Source organism: Rhizobium sp. ZW T2_16, from assembly GCF_044987325.1.
Classification (GTDB): domain Bacteria; phylum Pseudomonadota; class Alphaproteobacteria; order Rhizobiales; family Rhizobiaceae; genus Neorhizobium; species Neorhizobium cellulosilyticum.
On record NZ_JBJDRG010000001.1, the window covers coordinates 1,102,557 to 1,119,219 of the forward strand.

Sequence of the window (16,663 nt, forward strand, 5' to 3'; positions counted from 1 at the left end):
GCAATGCTCCGGGGAGGGTTTTTAAGATGGCAACGCAGAATACCAGGACGTTGGCACGCCTTATGATGGCGCCCTCCGTCGTCGTGCTTCTGATCTGGATGGCCGTACCGCTCGCAATGACGCTGTACTACTCGTTCCAGAACTACAACCTGCTGACACCGATGAATGTCTCGTTCGCAGGCTTCTTCAATTACCAGTATTTCTACACCGACCCGGCCTTCTTCCAGTCGATCTGGAATACGCTTCTGCTGGTTCTCGGCGTGCTTGCCATCACCGTTATCGGCGGCACCGCGATTGCGCTTCTGATCGACCAGCCGATCTTCGGCCAGGGCATCGTGCGCATCCTTGTCATCTCGCCCTTCTTCGTCATGCCGCCGGTTGCAGCTTTGATCTGGAAGAACATGATCATGCATCCGGGTTATGGCGTATTTGCCGATATCGCCAAGTTCTTCGGCGTGCAGCCGATCGACTGGTTCGCCCAGTTTCCACTCTTCTCGGTTATCATCATCGTCGCCTGGCAGTGGCTGCCGTTTGCCACCCTGATCCTGCTCACCGCGCTCCAGTCGCTCGACAGCGAGCAGCGTGAAGCTGCCGAAATGGACGGCGCCAACTTCTTTAACCGCTTCATCTACCTGACGATCCCGCATCTTTCGCGCGCCGTCACCGTCGTCATCCTGATCCAGACGATCTTCCTGCTCGGCATCTATGCGGAAATCCTCGTCACCACCAATGGCGGTCCGGGTTACGCATCGACCAACCTCACCTTCCTCATCTACCGCACGGCACGTCTCGGTTACGACGTCGGCGGCGGTGCGGCAGGCGGTATCATCGCAGTCGTTCTCGCCAATATCGTCGCCATCTTCCTGATGCGCGCCGTCGGCAAGAACCTGGACAAGTAGGAGAGAAGATCATGGCTCGTTCAGTTTCCACCGGAGCTAAGATCGGCTGGAGCGTTGCCGCCTGGGTCGTGGCGCTGCTCATCTTCTTTCCGATCCTCTACGCCGTCATCACCAGCCTGAAGACCGAGCAGGAGGCCATCGCCGGCTTCTCGCTCATCCCGTCCGGCACGTTCGAGAACTACATCACCGTTCAGACGCAGCGCGATTACTTCAAGCCGTTCATGAACTCGGTGATCCTCTCGGTCGGCTCCACCATTCTGGCGCTGATCATCGCCATCCCTTCCGCCTGGGCCATGGCATTTGCGCCGACCAAGCGGACCAAGGACATCCTGATGTGGATGCTCTCGACCAAGATGATGCCGTCGGTTGCGGTTCTTCTGCCGATCTTCATCATCTTCCGCACCTTCGGCCTGCTCGACAGCCGCGTCGGCCTGACCATCATGCTGACGCTGATCAACCTGCCGATCGTGATCTGGATGCTCTACACATACTTCCGCGAAATTCCGGGCGAGATCCTCGAAGCCGCGCGCATGGATGGTGCCAGCCTCTGGAAAGAGATCGTCTATGTGCTGACCCCGATGGCGGTTCCGGGCATTGCCTCGACCCTGCTCTTGAACATCATCCTTGCCTGGAACGAAGCGTTCTGGACCATTCAGCTGACGACCACCAATGCGGCGCCGCTGACGGCCTTCATCGCCTCCTTCTCCTCACCACAGGGTCTGTTCTGGGCAAAGCTCTCGGCAGCCTCGACCATGGCGATTGCGCCGATCCTCATCCTCGGCTGGTTCAGCCAGAAGCAACTCGTTCGCGGCCTCACGTTTGGCGCGGTTAAGTAAGGAAATCGTCTCATGGGCAGCATTACCCTCAAGAACGTCCAGAAGCACTTTGGCGAAGCCAAGGTCATTCCTTCCGTCGATCTGGAAATCAAGAATGGCGAGTTCGTCGTCTTCGTCGGCCCCTCGGGCAGCGGCAAATCCACCCTCTTGCGCCTCATCGCAGGCCTGGAAGACCTGACCGGCGGCACGATCACCATCGACGGCAAGGACGTGACCGAAGCGGCCCCCGCCGCCCGCGGCCTCGCCATGGTCTTCCAGTCCTATGCGCTTTATCCGCATATGAGCGTGCGCAAGAACATCGCCTTCCCGCTGAAGATGGCGAAGATGGAACAGTCGGCGATCGACAAGAAGGTCGAGGCCGCCGCAAAGGTCTTGAACCTCACCGATTATCTGGAACGCCGCCCCTCGCAGCTTTCCGGCGGTCAGCGCCAGCGTGTCGCGATCGGCCGTGCCATTGTCCGCGAACCGTCTGCCTTCCTCTTCGACGAGCCGCTCTCCAACCTAGATGCGGCGCTGCGCGGCACGATGCGCCTCGAAATCAGCGATCTTCACAACCAGCTGAAGACGACGATGATCTACGTCACCCACGACCAGATCGAAGCCATGACCATGGCCGACAAGATCGTCGTGCTCAATCGCGGCAATATCGAGCAGGTCGGCTCCCCGATGGAACTGTATCTGACGCCGCGCAACCTGTTCGTGGCGGGCTTCATCGGCTCGCCGCGGATGAACCTGATCACCGGCGACTACGCCAAGTCCAAGGGCGCAACCACCGCCGGCATCCGTCCCGAACATCTGACGCTGTCCAAGGAGAGCGGCACCTGGAAGGGCCGCGTCACCGTTGCCGAACATCTCGGCGCCGACACCTTCCTGCATCTCGATGTCGACGGCATCGGCCAGATGACGGCCCGCGCCAGCGGCGAGTTCGGCGCCCGCCACGGCGATACCGTCTACCTGACGCCGGATGAAACCAAACTGCATCGTTTCGACGACAAGGGCCTGGCAATTCGGGCCTGATTGATCCTACCGGCCTGACAGACAGGCCAACCGGAGTATGAGAAAATGACTGTGAAGCTTTCGTTGGCAAGCCTCAAGGATGCCGCTGCGACCGCTGGCGTGCCCAATTACGATCCGAAAGGCCTGACGCCGGGCATCATTCATTTCGGCGTCGGCAATTTCCATCGCGCCCATCAGGCCGTCTACCTCGATGACCTGTTCAACACCGGCAAGGGCCATGACTGGGCGCTGATCGGCGCCGGCGTTCTGCCATCGGATGCCGCCATGCGCGACAAGCTGAAGGCTCAGGATTACCTGACCACAGTCGTCGAGCAGGACAATAACAAGACCGGCGCCCGCGTCACCGCGCCGATGATCGACATCATTGCACCCGACCAGAAGGATGCGCTGATCGAGAAGCTTGCAGATCCGACGATCCGTATCGTGTCCATGACGATCACCGAAGGCGGCTACTTCATCGATGCGGCCGGCCACTTCAACCCGGCCCATCCGGCCATGGTCGAGGACGGCAAGAACCCGGCAGCGCCCAAGACAGTCTTCGGCCTCATCCTCGCCGGCCTGAAACTGCGCCGCGAGCGTGGCGTGCAGCCCTTCACCATCATGTCCTGCGACAACATTCCGGGTAACGGCCACGTCACCGAAAACACCGTCATCGGCCTCGCAAAAATGTCCGACCCGGCCTTTGCCGACTGGATCCATGAAAACGTCGCCTTCCCGAATTCGATGGTCGACCGCATCACCCCGGCCACCGGCCAGCGCGAAGTCGACATCCTGAAAAACGACTTCAACATCGACGACAACTGGCCGGTCTTCTGCGAAGAGTTCAAGCAGTGGGTCATGGAAGACAATTTCCCCGCCGGCCGTCCGGCACTGGAAGAGGTCGGCGTCCAGTTCGTCTCCGACGTCGCTCCTTACGAGCTGATGAAGATCCGCATCCTCAACGGCGGGCACGCGACGATCGCCTATCCGGGTGAATTGCTCGACATCCATTTCGTCCACGAGTCGATGGAACACCCGCTGATCCGCGCCTTCCTCGCCAAGCTGGAAAAGGAAGAGATCATCCCGATCGTACCGCCAGTGCCGGATACCAATCTCGACGAGTATTTCGACCTGATCGAGCGCCGTTTCCTCAATCCGAAGATCGGCGACACCATTCCGCGCCTGGCGCAGGACGGCTCCAACCGTCAGCCGAAATTCATCCTGCCCTCGACCCGCGATCGCCTCGCCCAGGGCAAGGATATCGTCGGCCTGTCGCTGGTCTCGGCGCTCTGGTGCCGTTACTTCGCCGGCACGTCCGACAGCGGCCGCAAGATCGTCTTCAACGATGCGAGCGCCGAAAAGCTGCAGGCAGCAGCCATCAAGGCCAAGGACGATCCGGCTGCCTTCCTCGTCTTCGACGAAATCTTCGGCGAAGTTTCCGGCAACGAACTGTTCCGCAAGCGTTTCGCCCATGCCCTGAAGACGCTATGGAGCGAAGGAACTGCAAAAACCCTGCAGCTCTATCTCGACGACAAGCTGGTTCAGGAGTGAGGTGAAACGTGGCGGATAAGATGAGCCTGAACAGTGGACCACTGGTGATTTTCGACTGCGACGGGGTGCTCGTCGACAGCGAACCGCTTTCGGTCCGGGTTCTGGTCGAAGCCTTGAACCGCCACGGCATCGACATGGCCGAGGAGGAAGCCTATCAGCGCTTCCTCGGCCGCAGCCTCGCCACCATGCGGCAAGTGATGGACGAGGAATACGACTTCCACACCGGGCCCGAATTTCTCGAAACCCTGCGTCTTGATCTCTACGACCTCTTCAAGACCGACCTCAAACCGATCCAAGGCATTGCCAAGACGCTCGATGCGCTCGCGCTTCTCAACCTTCCCCGCTGTGTCGCCTCCTCCAGCCAGCCGGAACGCATAGGCCTGTCGCTCAGCATCACCGGTATTCTCGACAAGCTGGAGCCGCATATTTTCAGTGCTTCCATGGTCAAGAACGGCAAGCCTGCACCCGACCTTTTCCTCTACGCTGCAGGGCAAATGAGCATCGCGCCGGAAAACTGCATCGTCATCGAGGACAGCCCCGCCGGCATCGAGGCCGCACAGCGTGCCGGCATGTCGGTTTTCGCCTTTACCGGCGGATCGCATGCCTGCGTTCCGGGATATCGTGAACGGATCGACGCACTTTCGCCGGATCTCATATTTGACGACATGCCGGATTTGCTCCACCTTGTAAAAAACCACATGGAGGGTCGCGGAGCGACATCTTCCCAGCGGGCAATTTGACACCGTGAGGAAGATTTTGCCGCGAGCGGTACAGGGACAGGAAACAGATCTGGATGCGTGACCATCTCGTTGCGGTCGATATCGGCACGACCAGCGCGCGTGCCGGCGTTTTCGACAGCAGTGGCCGAATGCTTGCCAAGGCCAAACACCCGATCCGGATGTTCCGCCCCAAGGAAGGCCATGCCGAACATTCCTCCGAAGATATCTGGGCCGCCACCTGCCATGCCGTGAAAGCAGCGATGACCGACGCCGGCATCAAGCCTTCAAGTATCGCCGCGATCGGCTTCGACGCCACCTGTTCGCTCGTCATGCGCGACCGGAACGGCAAGCCGCTCTCCGTCTCCACCTCCGGTCTCCCTGAACAGGATACGATCGTCTGGCACGACCACCGCGCCATCCGCGAAGCCGACGAACTCTCCGCTTCCGGCCACCATGTTCTGGATTTCTCCGGTGGCTCGCTGTCGCCCGAAATGGAAATGCCGAAACTGAAATGGCTGAAGGAGAACCGGCCGGAAAGCTGGGAAAAATCCGGTTTCATCTTCGATCTGGCCGACTTCCTCACCTGGAAGGCGACCGGATCGACTGAGCGCTCCCGCTGCACTGTCACGGCCAAATGGAACTATCTGGCGCATGAGACGCCTGGTTGGAAAAGCGACTACCTGAAACTTGCCGGCCTCGAAGATCTGAAAGAAAAAGCCGGCCTGCCGGAAGGCACCGCCGAGGTCGGCACAAGCGTTGGCAGGTTGTCGAAACAAGCCGCGGCCGAGCTTGGCCTCGATATCGAAGTCGAAGTATCCCCCGGCCTGATCGACGCCTATGCCGGTGCCTTCGGCGCATTGGCCGGAGCCGCCAGCGACGCAAACCTCGAAACCAGCGTCGCACTCATCGGCGGAACCTCCAGCTGCATCGTCGCCTTCTCGCGCGATCCGAAACCGGGTCGCAGCCTCTGGGGGCCTTATTACGAGGCTGTACTTCCCGAACACTGGCTGGTCGAAGGCGGCCAGTCGGCGGCAGGCGCGCTTCTCGATCATATCGTCCAGATGCATGCCGCCGGTGGCGAACCGACCACCGACCTGCATGGCCGCATCATCGCCCGCATTGCCGAGCTGCGCGCCGAGACGGACGGCGATATCGCCCCCAACCTGCATATCCTGCCGGATTTCCACGGCAATCGCTCGCCGCTCGCCGATCCGCATGTGCGCGGCGTCATTACAGGGCTTACCCTCGACACATCCTTCGATGGACTGTGCCGCCGCTACTGGCGCAGCTGCGTGGCGATCGCGCTCGGCATCCGCCATATCCTCGATACCATGGTCGGCTTCGGTTATCGGTTCGAAACCCTGCATGTCACCGGCGGCCATGTGAACAATCCGCTGCTCGTCGAGCTTTATGCCGATGTCACCGGCTGCCGGGTGGTGGTGCCGCAGACGAATGATGCAGTCCTGCTCGGCACCGCGATGACCGCCGCCGTCGCCGGCGGCCTGCACTCATCCCTGTTTGCCGCAGGCTCGGCGATGCAGGCAGGCGGCACCGAATATCTCCCCGATCCGGCCCGCAAGGCAGCTTATGACCGCGATTACCGGCGTTTCCTCACCATGGTCCGCCACCGTGAGGAATTGCGGGAAATGGCCTGAGCCGTCACATGGCTGAAGCAGGACCGGTTACCTCCGCGTCTTGTCCTGCGACACATCTCCCTCGCCCGGCAGCGGATCGAAAAACAGGTAAAGCCCGTTGATCAGCCCGTCGCGTGCGATAATGAAGTCGGTCCCCGTATAGGCTGGTGGCTGGCCGGGCGCACCGGAAACCCACCGCACTCTGCCCGCGGTTTCATGAAGCACCTCGGCCGGACCAAGTTCTTGATACTGGAAATCCGGATGCGACGCCCGGATAACGCCCGCAATTCGGGCGATCTCTGCAGGGCCACGAAAAACTCCGTGCGGTTCGTGAAATTCTGCATCCGACGCAAAAATCTCAGCCGCAACCGCCTGGCGGCGCGCATCGTCCGCCTCACCGAAAACCTCCTGCAGATTGCGCTTCAGCAGTGTGGCAATGTCGTAGGTCATCATAAGTCTCCTTGAGGAAAGCCACGCGCCCTTGAGGACGCGCGGATGAGCTTCAACGTAGAAATTCGATCGTATTAGATCTGCACCTGGCCACCATCGACAAACAGCTCGACGCCATTGACGAAGCTTGCATCATCGGAGGCGAGGAACAACACGGCCTTGGCGATCTCTTCCGGCTGGCCGACGCGACCTGCTGGGATGAGGCCGGCGAGATAATCCTTCGTACCCTGCGCCTGATCACCGCCACCGAACAGCTCGTTCAGGCCGGCCGTATCCGTGACCCCGGGGCTGACCGCATTGACGCGAATATGCCGGTCCTTCAGGTCGAGGATCCAGTTACGGGCAAAGCTGCGGATCGCAGCCTTGGTGGCGGAATAGACGCTGAAGGCAGGCGTGCCCGAAATGCTGGTGGTCGACGACGTCAGCACGATCGAGCCGCCATCGCGCATCAGCGGCAGCGCCTTCTGCACGGTAAACAGCACGCCCTTGACGTTGCTGTCAAAGGTCGACTGGTAATGCTCTTCGGTGATCGAGCCAAGCGCTGCGAATTCACCGCCGCCGGCATTGGCGAAAACGACATCGATATGCCCGTGCTTCTGCTGCACGGCGTCATAAAGCCTGTCGATATCTTCAAGCTTGCCCATGTCGCCCCGCACGCCGGTCACCCGGCCACCAACTGCCTTCACCGCGGCATCGAGTGCTTCCTGTCGGCGGCCGGTAATGAACACCGAAGCACCCTCGCCGGCAAACGCCTTGGCAGTGGCAAGCCCGATACCGCTCGTACCGCCGGTAACGATGACGACCTTGTTTTCAAATCTTGCAGCCATTGTCTTTCTCCTTTGATCTTGCGGTTTGTTTTCCGCTGGATGAAAGATGCATTCGGAACGCTGCAATCGAAAGTCGGCAATATTGACACTCATCGTTCCATTTGGAGAACGATAATGCGGCTTGATCTGAATGACCTCGTCTATTTCGCCGAAGTGGTAACCCATGGCGGCTTCGCTCCCGCGGGGCGCGCGCTGCGCGAACCGAAATCCAAGCTCAGCCGCCGCGTGGCAGGACTGGAGACACGGCTTGGCGTGCGCCTGATCGAACGATCGAGCCGCCGCTTTCGGGTAACGGATGTCGGGCAGGTCTTTTATCAGCGCTGCAAGGCGATGCTTGCCGAGGCGGAGCTTGCACAGGCGCTGGTGGCGGAAGCAAAATCGGAACCGGAAGGCCTCGTCCGCTTCAGTTGCCCGACCGGCCTGGTCGAACCGATATCAGGCCTGGTCAACACATTCCTCGACCGTCACCCGAAGGTCCAGCTGCAGCTCGTGGCACTCGACCGGCCGGTCGATCTCATCGAGGAACGGATCGATATCGCACTGCGCGTCCGCACCACGATCGACAGCGACGCCTCGCTGACCATGCGTTCGCTCGGCCAGTCCGTCCGCATCCTCGTCGCAAGCCCGCAACTCGCCAGCCGGATCGCCGATATCGAACAGCTCGCCTCATTGCCGACACTGGCAACGAGCGACGATGCAAGCGAACTGGAATGGCATTTGGAAACCGAGGACGGCAGAAAGCACATTTTCCGCCACGCCCCGCGCATGGGCTGCGCCGATTTTTCCGCAGTCCGCGCCGCCGCAATTGCGGGTCTCGGCGTCGCCATCCTGCCCGACCACACCTGCCGCCAGGCGCTGGAAGATGGAACGCTTGTCCGCATCCTGCCCGCCTGGCGCGGCATTACCGGCATCGTGCATCTGGTCTTCACCACCCGTCGCGGCCTGCCGCCGGCGGTTCGGAAATTCATCGATCACCTGGCTGCGAATTTTCCGAAAGATGCACTGGATGACCCGCGATTTCGCAACCGCCTGCCCGCTGCGTGACATCGCGTATGGCCATCAAAGCAAATGAGGCGACCGATGGGCCGCCTCATTCATGTTTACGGATGAAACTGCTGCCGCTCAGGCAGCGCGGCTATAGCTTCCGCGCTCGCTCGAAGTGGCCACCCCACCAAGACGGAACTGCGAAAGCAGGGTCTTCAGAGCCGTCGCTTCGGCTGCAAGGCCATGGCTGGCGGCCGTCTGTTCCTCGACCATCGCCGCGTTCTGCTGCGTGCCCTGGTCCATCGTGTTGACGGCGGTGTTGATCTCGTTCAGGCCCGTCGACTGCTCGCGGGTTGCCGTTACGATCGCCTGGATGTGGCCGTTGATCTCCTGCACTTCGGCAACGATGGCCTCCAGCCTGGTGCCTGTCTCGCCAACCCGCATCACGCCCTGCTGAACCAGATTGCCGGATGCGTTGATCAGTTCCTTGATCTCCTTGGCGGCCTGGGCGGAACGCTGCGCCAGTTCGCGCACTTCCTGCGCGACGACGGCAAAGCCCTTGCCCGCTTCACCGGCACGCGCTGCCTCGACACCAGCATTCAGTGCAAGCAGGTTGGTCTGGAAGGCGATCTCGTCGATGACGCCGATGATCTTGGAGATCTCCGAAGACGACCGTTCGATGTCTTCCATGGTGCGCACCGCTTCACGCACGATGCCGCCGGAATTCTCGGCATTCGAGCGGGTGCGGTTGACGAGGCGGCCGACTTCCTCGGCGCGATGGGCACTGTCACGCACCGTCGTGGTGATCTCTTCAAGCGCCGCAGCGGTCTCCTCGACAGAGGCGGCCTGCTGCTCCGTACGTCGGGCCAGATCGTCGGCCGCATGGCGGATCTCGGAAGCGCCGGCATCGATATTACGAGCATTGTCGCCCACCCTAGTCAGCGCGCTGTTCAGCTTGCCGATCGAGGTGTTGAAGTCTTCGCGCAATCGGTCGAGTTCGGCCACGAAAGGCGAATTGATGCGGTATTGTAGGTCGCCATCGGAAAGATGCGACAGGCCCTTCGCCAGTTCATCCACGGCAAAGCGCACATCCGCTGCGTTGCGGGCGGCAACCCGCTCGCGTTCGCCGCGCTCACGCTCAGAAAGCGTACGCGTCTCCTGTGCATCCCCTTCGAGGCGCAGGCGCTCGATCGCATTCGTGCGGAACACGGCGACGGCTGCGGCCATGGAGCCGATCTGGTCGCGGCGGTCCTGGCCGGGAATGGTCGTGTCGAGATTACCGCTCGCAAGCTTTTCCATGGCAGCCGTCATCGCGGTCACCGGCGAGATAACGATCCGGCTAAGCAATGTCGCCAGGAAAACCATCATGGCGACAACGGCAAGCAGCGTCGCAATCGCGGCAGCGAGGCGGAATTCGCGCGTCGCCGCATAGGCATTGTCCTTGTCGACAACGAAACCGAGGCTCCAGTCGGCACCCGGAAGACCACTGACCGGCACAAAGCTGACCAGCTTGCCCTTGTCGCCGATTGCGGTTTCCGCAACCTGCGAACCGATGCTCGGCGTATCCGTCGGGAAGAGGTCGGCAAGCGTCTTATTGACGAAGGCCGCGTCGGGATGGATCAGGATCTTGCCTGCCTTGTTGACGAGGAAGGCATGGCCCCCAGGACCAGCATCGACCGACTTGATCGCCGATACCAGCGTGTCTAGCGAAAAATCGCTGGCGGCAACGCCGACAAACTTGCCATCCTTGTTCACCGGAACGGCGGCCGTGATCATCAGCTTTTTGTCGGATGCGGAAACATAAGGTTCGGTCAGCACCGCTGCCTTTGCGGCAACCGTCTGCTTGTACCAGCCGCGCTGGCGCGGGTCATAACCGGCCGGCAAGGGCAGGTTCGGCCACTGCGTCATCTCGCCATCGGCTTCACCGCCGAAATAGGTGGAGACGAACTGGTCGGCAAGGACCTCGTTCTGCAGGATGGCAGAGCGTGAGGCGACGTCCGTGCTCTTCTCCATGGCCTTGGCGACGGAGTCAGTCAACATGAAGCGGCCGTTGAGCCAGTTGGCAATGCTCTGCGATGCCTGTTTGCCGGTGGATTCTATGTTGTGTGAAACGGACTGGGCAACGCCATCGCGCTGGAGGCTATCGATGTAGATCGAAAAGGCGCCGAAGGCAGCCGCGACAAGCAGCGACGCGGCAAGCAGGATGCGCGTCATGAGGTTTGATCTTTTGGTCAAACGGGGTGTTCCTCTGATGAACGCCGGTGGACCCGGCTGATCGTTGGCATGGTTCTGAATGGGGGAGACATGCCGCGAGGCGAAGGCGGGACGCATCATGCGACCGTGACGCGGCCGAAACCGCAAGCATCGGCACGAATAAAACAGAAATCTAAACTTTGATTAAAAATGGATAACCCATAAAGCGCTCGCGAAGATTGCAACGAAAGAGCATACATCGCAAAATTGCTCAAAACTACGAATGCCCGCAAGAATAGACGGTACAAACTCCGCATTTAGTCATACTTTTACTTGGATAAGCGATCTATCCCCACATGTTTTAAGACAACCATGACGTCATGCCGCAGGACTGCTTGTCGCGCCACGCATCGCCACCTACATCTGACCGGCCAACCGCCGGAGACCATTCATGATCCTCGACGCCGCTCGCCTTGCGCTCGTCAACCTTTTCGCCTCGGAAACCCGCTCCGCCTTCTGGAAGATGCTGGGGCTCACCCTGCTCATCCTCGTCGGCCTGTGGTTCGCGCTCAGGGAGACTTTCGCCTATTACGTCTGGCCGTGGTTTGCAGCCTTTCTGCCGACAATGCCGGAATGGACCGGCTGGCTGACGCTGATTGCAGCGATTGCCGCCAGCATCGGCCTAGCGCTCGGATTGGCGCTTCTGATCGCCCCGATCACCGCGCTGATCGCCGGCCTGTTTCTCGATGATGTCGCAGCCGTCGTTGAAAAACGCGATTACCCGAATGATCCACCCGGCAAGGAACTGCCGCTCGGTCAGGCGATTGCCGGTTCGATAAAGTTCCTGGGCGTCGTCATCGTCTTCAACTTTATCGCGCTTCTTCTCCTCTTCATTCCGGGCGTCAACCTGATCGCCTTCTTCATGGTCAACGGCTACCTGCTTGGCCGCGAATTCTTTGAATTTGCCGCCATGCGTTTTCGCTCACCGGAAGAGGCCCGCGCATTCCGCGCAAAACACGCTTCCACGGTTCTGCTTGCCGGCATGCTGATCGCCGGTTTCCTGGCGATCCCGTTCGTCAACCTTTTGACTCCGCTCTTTGCCGCCGGACTGATGGTGCATTTGCACAAGGCATTGGCCAAGCGTGATCCAGGCTTCAAAATCTAGCCCGGAAGTGCCGACACATCATACTGCGCGGCGAATTCCCCAATCGGCGGGATCGGCTTGATGATATCGACCAGCACCCCATTCGGATCGGCGGTAATGAAATGCCGCTGGCCGAAATCCTCGTCGCGGAGATCCAGCCTTATCGGCAGCCCCGCCGCCTTCAGCCGTTCATAGACAGCATCGACATCTTCGACTTCGAAATTCAGCAACAGGCCTGACACTTGGCCGCGCGCACCTTCCGGGATCGTGTCATGGCTGCCGTCGAGAATGGCGAGCGTCACATGCTCGCTCTCCTTCGATTGCAGGTGAACATACCAGTCGGCGGTAAACAGCGCTTCGAAGCCGAAATGCCGGATATAGAACGCCGCCGTCCCTGTGACGTCCTTGGTCATGATGACGGGATAATAGCTGACTGCTTTCATCTCTTTTCCTCCGTTGAAATCCAAGATACATTCAGCCTGTATGTTTTCTTATAAATACATTCTGTCTGTATGTAAATGGAGGATAGTCGCATGCCGCGCAGCAACCGCGAACGCACCGATGCCACCCGCACCGCCCTTCTGGATGCCGCACGGACCTTGTTCGTCGAAAAGGGCTATGCCGAAACGGCAACCCCGGACATCGTCGCCGCAGCTGAGGTCACGCGCGGCGCGCTCTACCATCACTTTGCAGACAAAAAGGCGCTGTTCTGGGCCGTGATCGAACGCGAAGCCAAGGATGTAGCAGCCGATATCGACGCCCGCTCGGTGGATGCCTCGTCGGCAGGCGAGGCGCTGTTGCAGGGTGCATCCGCCTATTTCGATGCGATGGCAGTGCCGGGCCGCACACGGCTGCTCTTGAAAGAAGCCCCGGCGCAGCATGCGATCGATAGCGGTGAAGGAGAAGACCCGGCCGAAGAGGGCCTGAAAGTCGGCCTCTCGCATCTGCTTGCAGGCTCGGAAAACCTCAAGCTTCTCGACCCGCTGACATCGCTGATTTCGTCGGCCTTTGAGAAAGCCGCAATCGCGATCGATTGCGGCGGAAAGCGCGCCGATTACGAAGCTGCAATCGCGGCCCTGTTGGACAGCCTCACTGCGCAGCGCCGCCGATGATCTGAGGCGGCAGTTCCGCCAGCGGTGCCGGTATGTCGAACGTCTTTTCCGGCGAGCGACAGAGATCGGCGATGACGCAATGCTCGCATTCCGGCTTGCGTGCCTTGCAGGTATAGCGCCCATGCAGGATCAGCCAGTGATGGGCATGGAAGAGATATTGTTCCGGAATGACCTTGAGAAACTGCTCCTCCACCTCATCCGGTGTCTTTCCAGGTGCCATCAGGCAGCGATTACCGATACGGAAGACATGCGTATCGACAGCAAGCGTCGGAATGCCGAAGGCCATCGACATCACCACATTGGCGGTCTTGCGCCCGACACCCGGCAGCCGTACCAGCTCCTCACGCGTCTTTGGCACTTGGCTGCCGAATTCGTCGATCAGCATGCGACAGAGCGCGATGACGTTCTTCGCCTTGTTGCGATAAAGCCCGATCGTCTTGATATGGGAAATCACGCCCTCTTCACCGAGCGCCAGCATCTTTTCCGGGGTATCGGCGATTTTAAACAGCGCCCGCGTCGCCTTGTTGACCCCGGCATCGGTCGCCTGCGCCGATAGCGCCACCGCAACTACAAGCGTGAACGGGTTCACATGCTCGAGCTCGCCCTTTGGCTCCGGCCGCTGGATCGAGAAGCGGCGAAAGATCTCCACCATCTCGTCCTTCGAATAGGCGGATTTGAAGCGTTTCGTCTTCGTCGCACCCGTCTTTGCAGGCGTCCGATTTGACTTTTGCAAGGAAGCGGTGCTGGATCGGGATTTGGAAATGGCCATCAGCCTGTATAGTCACGCCCCATGACGGAAAGCAACGCGCACATAGTGGAGGAGCGGCCTGTCTTTGCCGCCGAACTCACACCCTACCGGTCGCTGGGGCGAACGGGATTCAAGCTGGTGCTTGCGCTCTCCGGCGCCGTCTGCGCCTTTTACGGCATCTTCTTCACCGTAACCGGCGCCTGGCCGATCGGCCTGTTTCTCGGGGCGGATTTCCTGCTTCTCTATTTCGCGCTGAAGATGAGCTACCGTTCAGGCCGCCAGCGCGAGGAAGTCAGCGTATCGCAAACCCATATCCTGATCCGCAAATTCTCCCCGACAGGCAGGATGATCGAGCATCGTTTCAATCCCTTCTGGGCGCGTTTCCGCATCAACCGGCACGAGGAATTCGGCATCACCTCCATGTTCGTCAGCGGCGAGGGTCGGGCGACGGATGTCGGCTCCTTTCTCAATCCGGATGACCGGGAGAGCTTTGCCAACGCCTTCCGCAATGCGCTCGCAACCGTAACCCGCCGCCTGTGAGAAAGCCGCAAGAAACGGGTGGTATCGATGAAGCGGAGAATGCAAATATGAGCGAAAGGAGACAGACCATGAATGCTCTCGCTCAGTTTTCAACGCCCGCGATCGACGTGACGCCGGAAGGCTCTGATTACGAGACCGTGCGCCGGGTGATCGAGATGATCACCCTCGATTACCGCGACCAGCCATCGCTGGAGACTATCGCTGCCGAGATCGGCCAGTCGCCGACCCAGCTGCAGAAGCTTTTCACCCGCTGGGCCGGCCTGTCTCCGAAAGCCTTTCTGCAGGCGGTGACGATCGACCATGCCAAGCGCCTGCTCGGCACCGAAGGCTTGCCGCTTCTGGAAACCTCCTATGAGGTTGGCCTTTCCGGCCCCGGCCGCCTGCATGATCTCTTCGTCACCCATGAGGCGATGTCGCCCGGCGAATGGAAGGCCAAGGGTGGTGGCCTGACGATCCGCTACGGCTTTCACCCCTCCCCATTCGGTCTGGCGCTCGTCATGGCCACCGATCGCGGCCTCTCCGGCCTCGCCTTTGCCGATCAGGGCGGCGAGCAGGAGGCGCTGGACGACATGACCCGCCGTTGGCCAAACGCAACCTATGTAGAGGACAAGGCCGCAACCGAACCCTATGTCGGCCGCGTTTTCGACCGCTCGAAATGGCTATGCGACCGCCCCCTGCGGGTCGTACTGATCGGTACCGACTTCCAGATGCGCGTCTGGCAGAGCCTGCTGAAGATCCCTTACGGCAAGGCCGTCACCTATTCGGATGTCGCCAACGATATCGGCCAGCCGTCCGCAAGCCGGGCGGTCGGAGCAGCCGTCGGCGCCAACCCGATCTCCTTCGTCGTCCCCTGCCATCGCGCAGTGGCGAAGAATGGCGCCCTGACCGGCTATCATTGGGGCCTCACCCGCAAGCGCGCCATGCTCGGCTGGGAAACGGGCGGAGCGTAATGCCCCGATTCTGAACGGCTATCAGAAACCTCATCTGCCAATCTACCCGAAGAAGTTACGGGGTTTTTTGCGGGGTTTTCCGACATTGGCTCGGAACGCTACAGGATTTCCAATCGAACCTTGGAGATCCAGCCGGGTGCAAGAACGTAAATTTCCGCGATCGAGGGCCTTCCTCGGCGCAAAAATCCTGTTCAACGATCATCGTTCGGCTTTTGACGGAATCGTCAAGGAAATGTCGGAAGGCGGCGCGATGATCCGGACCGAAAGCGCCATGTCCGTCCCTGAGAACTTCACACTCCAGCTTTCCGATGGACGCCAGTTCGAATGTGACGTCCGCTGGCGCCGCATCAACGCAATCGGCGTCGAGTTCCGCACCAACTGACATCGAAGTCCCGTCTTCAGGTGACAGTCAGCTTAAAGGCAGATGCCACCGGACAACGACAGATGAAATCTGTCCTGTTCAGCAAGGTGGATCGGCGAATGGCAGTTACATTCAAGCGGAAGTGGCTTCGCAACGGAGCGGCAGCCATTGGTATCGCGGCGCTCAGCATCGGCGCCTATCTGGGCTTCCTTCAGCTTTCCGGCAACTTCCACACCGTCATCGCCGGTGAACTCTACCGGTCAGCCCAACCGACAGCCGGCCAGATCGAGGAATATGCGCGCAATTACGGTATCCGCACCATCGTTAACCTGCGCGGCCCCTCCAAAAACGCCGCATGGTACACCGATGAAGTGGCGACAACGCAGCGGCTTGGAATAAAGCATATCGACTTCCGCATGGTGTCCTCCAGAGAGCTCACAGCAGAACAGGCGGACCAGCTCGTCGCCTTGCTGAAAGATGCGCCGAAACCGATCCTGATCCACTGCCAGGCAGGTGCCGACCGCACAGGCCTCGTATCCGTTATCTACAGCCATCAGATAGCCGGCGTCCCCACCGAAAAGGCGGAACAGCAACTGTCGCTTTATTTCGGCCATGTCGGCCTGCCGCTCGTCTCAAAAGCCTATGCCATGGACAGGACATGGGAAATGCTGGAGCGCCACTACGGCCTTTCCCGGGAACCGTTCACGGCCCCCATCTGA

The 16,663-nt window shown here is 60.2% G+C and carries 18 protein-coding genes; 13 read left to right on the forward strand and 5 right to left on the reverse strand.

Annotated features, from left to right (window positions below; translation table 11 throughout):
* The first annotated feature begins 26 nt into the window (after positions 1-26).
* The 6 genes from ACI3K0_RS05375 to ACI3K0_RS05400 are packed head-to-tail and all read left to right on the forward strand — an operon-like array spanning position 27 to position 6,656.
* A complete protein-coding gene (locus tag ACI3K0_RS05375) occupies positions 27-899 on the forward strand; it encodes a carbohydrate ABC transporter permease (protein ID WP_148143216.1) in 873 nt (290 codons plus the stop codon).
* Between the two features lie 11 nt (positions 900-910).
* Entirely contained in the window at positions 911-1,735 is an 825-nt protein-coding gene (locus tag ACI3K0_RS05380; protein WP_183820989.1) for a carbohydrate ABC transporter permease, read from the forward strand.
* Between the two features lie 12 nt (positions 1,736-1,747).
* Positions 1,748-2,752: an ABC transporter ATP-binding protein gene (locus ACI3K0_RS05385; protein WP_404945083.1), complete on the forward strand. Its 1,005-nt coding sequence runs from the start codon at positions 1,748-1,750 to the stop codon at positions 2,750-2,752.
* Between the two features lie 45 nt (positions 2,753-2,797).
* On the forward strand, positions 2,798-4,282 hold the full coding sequence (locus tag ACI3K0_RS05390) for a mannitol dehydrogenase family protein (protein ID WP_404945084.1): 1,485 nt from the start codon (positions 2,798-2,800) through the stop codon (positions 4,280-4,282).
* A 20-nt stretch (positions 4,283-4,302) separates the two neighbouring features.
* Positions 4,303-5,022: an HAD family hydrolase gene (locus ACI3K0_RS05395; protein WP_404945085.1), complete on the forward strand. Its 720-nt coding sequence runs from the start codon at positions 4,303-4,305 to the stop codon at positions 5,020-5,022.
* Positions 5,023-5,075: 53 nt separating this feature from the next.
* Positions 5,076-6,656: an FGGY-family carbohydrate kinase gene (locus ACI3K0_RS05400; protein WP_404945086.1), complete on the forward strand. Its 1,581-nt coding sequence runs from the start codon at positions 5,076-5,078 to the stop codon at positions 6,654-6,656.
* A 27-nt stretch (positions 6,657-6,683) separates the two neighbouring features.
* On the opposite strand, the gene ACI3K0_RS05405 is transcribed toward ACI3K0_RS05400, so the two are convergent.
* Positions 6,684-7,085, reverse strand: a complete 402-nt coding sequence (locus ACI3K0_RS05405; protein ID WP_404945087.1) for a nuclear transport factor 2 family protein — start codon at positions 7,083-7,085, stop codon at positions 6,684-6,686.
* A gap of 74 nt (positions 7,086-7,159) precedes the next feature.
* On the reverse strand, positions 7,160-7,912 hold the full coding sequence (locus ACI3K0_RS05410; RefSeq protein WP_404945088.1) for an SDR family NAD(P)-dependent oxidoreductase: 753 nt from the start codon (positions 7,910-7,912) through the stop codon (positions 7,160-7,162).
* A gap of 114 nt (positions 7,913-8,026) precedes the next feature.
* Here ACI3K0_RS05410 and ACI3K0_RS05415 point away from each other — a divergent pair, with 114 nt between their 5' ends.
* Entirely contained in the window at positions 8,027-8,956 is a 930-nt protein-coding gene (locus ACI3K0_RS05415) for a LysR family transcriptional regulator (protein ID WP_404945089.1), read from the forward strand.
* Positions 8,957-9,034: 78 nt separating this feature from the next.
* Here the strand turns inward: ACI3K0_RS05415 and ACI3K0_RS05420 are convergent, their stop codons facing one another.
* A complete protein-coding gene (locus ACI3K0_RS05420) occupies positions 9,035-11,131 on the reverse strand; it encodes a methyl-accepting chemotaxis protein (RefSeq protein WP_404945090.1) in 2,097 nt (698 codons plus the stop codon).
* A gap of 409 nt (positions 11,132-11,540) precedes the next feature.
* On the opposite strand from ACI3K0_RS05420, the gene ACI3K0_RS05425 reads away from it, so the two are divergent.
* Positions 11,541-12,254 (forward strand): sulfate transporter family protein, encoded by a 714-nt coding sequence (locus ACI3K0_RS05425; RefSeq protein WP_404945091.1) that lies wholly within the window; start codon positions 11,541-11,543, stop codon positions 12,252-12,254.
* On the opposite strand, the gene ACI3K0_RS05430 is transcribed toward ACI3K0_RS05425, so the two are convergent.
* Positions 12,251-12,676 (reverse strand): VOC family protein, encoded by a 426-nt coding sequence (locus tag ACI3K0_RS05430; RefSeq protein WP_404945092.1) that lies wholly within the window; start codon positions 12,674-12,676, stop codon positions 12,251-12,253. The two genes, ACI3K0_RS05425 and ACI3K0_RS05430, sit on opposite strands and share 4 nt — an antisense overlap.
* Positions 12,677-12,766: 90 nt before the next feature.
* Between ACI3K0_RS05430 and ACI3K0_RS05435 the strand changes: the two genes are divergently transcribed.
* On the forward strand, positions 12,767-13,345 hold the full coding sequence (locus ACI3K0_RS05435; protein WP_404945093.1) for a TetR/AcrR family transcriptional regulator: 579 nt from the start codon (positions 12,767-12,769) through the stop codon (positions 13,343-13,345).
* On the opposite strand, the gene nth is transcribed toward ACI3K0_RS05435, so the two are convergent.
* Positions 13,323-14,114, reverse strand: a complete 792-nt coding sequence (gene nth / locus ACI3K0_RS05440; protein ID WP_404945094.1) for an endonuclease III — start codon at positions 14,112-14,114, stop codon at positions 13,323-13,325. The genes ACI3K0_RS05435 and nth overlap by 23 nt on opposite strands.
* Before the next feature lie 21 nt (positions 14,115-14,135).
* Between nth and ACI3K0_RS05445 the strand changes: the two genes are divergently transcribed.
* The 4 genes from ACI3K0_RS05445 to ACI3K0_RS05460 all read left to right on the forward strand — a co-directional run bounded on the left by ACI3K0_RS05445 (position 14,136) and on the right by ACI3K0_RS05460 (position 16,663).
* The gene (locus ACI3K0_RS05445; protein WP_148143192.1) at positions 14,136-14,633 is read left to right on the forward strand and encodes a DUF2244 domain-containing protein; all 498 of its coding nucleotides are present in this window, start codon (positions 14,136-14,138) and stop codon (positions 14,631-14,633) included.
* 68 nt (positions 14,634-14,701) lie between these two features.
* Entirely contained in the window at positions 14,702-15,583 is an 882-nt protein-coding gene (locus ACI3K0_RS05450; RefSeq protein WP_404945095.1) for a methylated-DNA--[protein]-cysteine S-methyltransferase, read from the forward strand.
* 136 nt (positions 15,584-15,719) lie between these two features.
* Complete coding sequence (locus ACI3K0_RS05455; RefSeq protein ID WP_404945096.1) at positions 15,720-15,965, forward strand: PilZ domain-containing protein; 246 nt, start codon at positions 15,720-15,722, stop codon at positions 15,963-15,965.
* A gap of 98 nt (positions 15,966-16,063) precedes the next feature.
* Positions 16,064-16,663 carry a dual specificity protein phosphatase family protein gene (locus ACI3K0_RS05460; protein WP_148143187.1) on the forward strand — a complete coding sequence of 200 codons (600 nt, stop codon included), beginning with the start codon at positions 16,064-16,066 and terminating at the stop codon, positions 16,661-16,663.

Excerpts from the sequence above, each read along its gene's own strand:
- ACI3K0_RS05375 (WP_148143216.1), top strand. The coding sequence starts at position 27 with ATGGCAACGCAGAATACCAGGACGTTGGCACGCCTTATGATGGCGCCC.
- ACI3K0_RS05380 (WP_183820989.1), top strand. The coding sequence starts at position 911 with ATGGCTCGTTCAGTTTCCACCGGAGCTAAGATCGGCTGGAGCGTTGCC.
- ACI3K0_RS05385 (WP_404945083.1), top strand. The coding sequence starts at position 1,748 with ATGGGCAGCATTACCCTCAAGAACGTCCAGAAGCACTTTGGCGAAGCC.
- ACI3K0_RS05390 (WP_404945084.1), top strand. The coding sequence starts at position 2,798 with ATGACTGTGAAGCTTTCGTTGGCAAGCCTCAAGGATGCCGCTGCGACC.
- ACI3K0_RS05395 (WP_404945085.1), top strand. The coding sequence starts at position 4,303 with ATGAGCCTGAACAGTGGACCACTGGTGATTTTCGACTGCGACGGGGTG.
- ACI3K0_RS05400 (WP_404945086.1), top strand. The coding sequence starts at position 5,076 with ATGCGTGACCATCTCGTTGCGGTCGATATCGGCACGACCAGCGCGCGT.
- ACI3K0_RS05405 (WP_404945087.1), bottom strand. The coding sequence starts at position 7,085 with ATGACCTACGACATTGCCACACTGCTGAAGCGCAATCTGCAGGAGGTT.
- ACI3K0_RS05410 (WP_404945088.1), bottom strand. The coding sequence starts at position 7,912 with ATGGCTGCAAGATTTGAAAACAAGGTCGTCATCGTTACCGGCGGTACG.
- ACI3K0_RS05415 (WP_404945089.1), top strand. The coding sequence starts at position 8,027 with ATGCGGCTTGATCTGAATGACCTCGTCTATTTCGCCGAAGTGGTAACC.
- ACI3K0_RS05425 (WP_404945091.1), top strand. The coding sequence starts at position 11,541 with ATGATCCTCGACGCCGCTCGCCTTGCGCTCGTCAACCTTTTCGCCTCG.
- ACI3K0_RS05430 (WP_404945092.1), bottom strand. The coding sequence starts at position 12,676 with ATGAAAGCAGTCAGCTATTATCCCGTCATCATGACCAAGGACGTCACA.
- ACI3K0_RS05435 (WP_404945093.1), top strand. The coding sequence starts at position 12,767 with ATGCCGCGCAGCAACCGCGAACGCACCGATGCCACCCGCACCGCCCTT.
- nth (WP_404945094.1), bottom strand. The coding sequence starts at position 14,114 with ATGGCCATTTCCAAATCCCGATCCAGCACCGCTTCCTTGCAAAAGTCA.
- ACI3K0_RS05445 (WP_148143192.1), top strand. The coding sequence starts at position 14,136 with ATGACGGAAAGCAACGCGCACATAGTGGAGGAGCGGCCTGTCTTTGCC.
- ACI3K0_RS05450 (WP_404945095.1), top strand. The coding sequence starts at position 14,702 with ATGAATGCTCTCGCTCAGTTTTCAACGCCCGCGATCGACGTGACGCCG.
- ACI3K0_RS05460 (WP_148143187.1), top strand. The coding sequence starts at position 16,064 with ATGGCAGTTACATTCAAGCGGAAGTGGCTTCGCAACGGAGCGGCAGCC.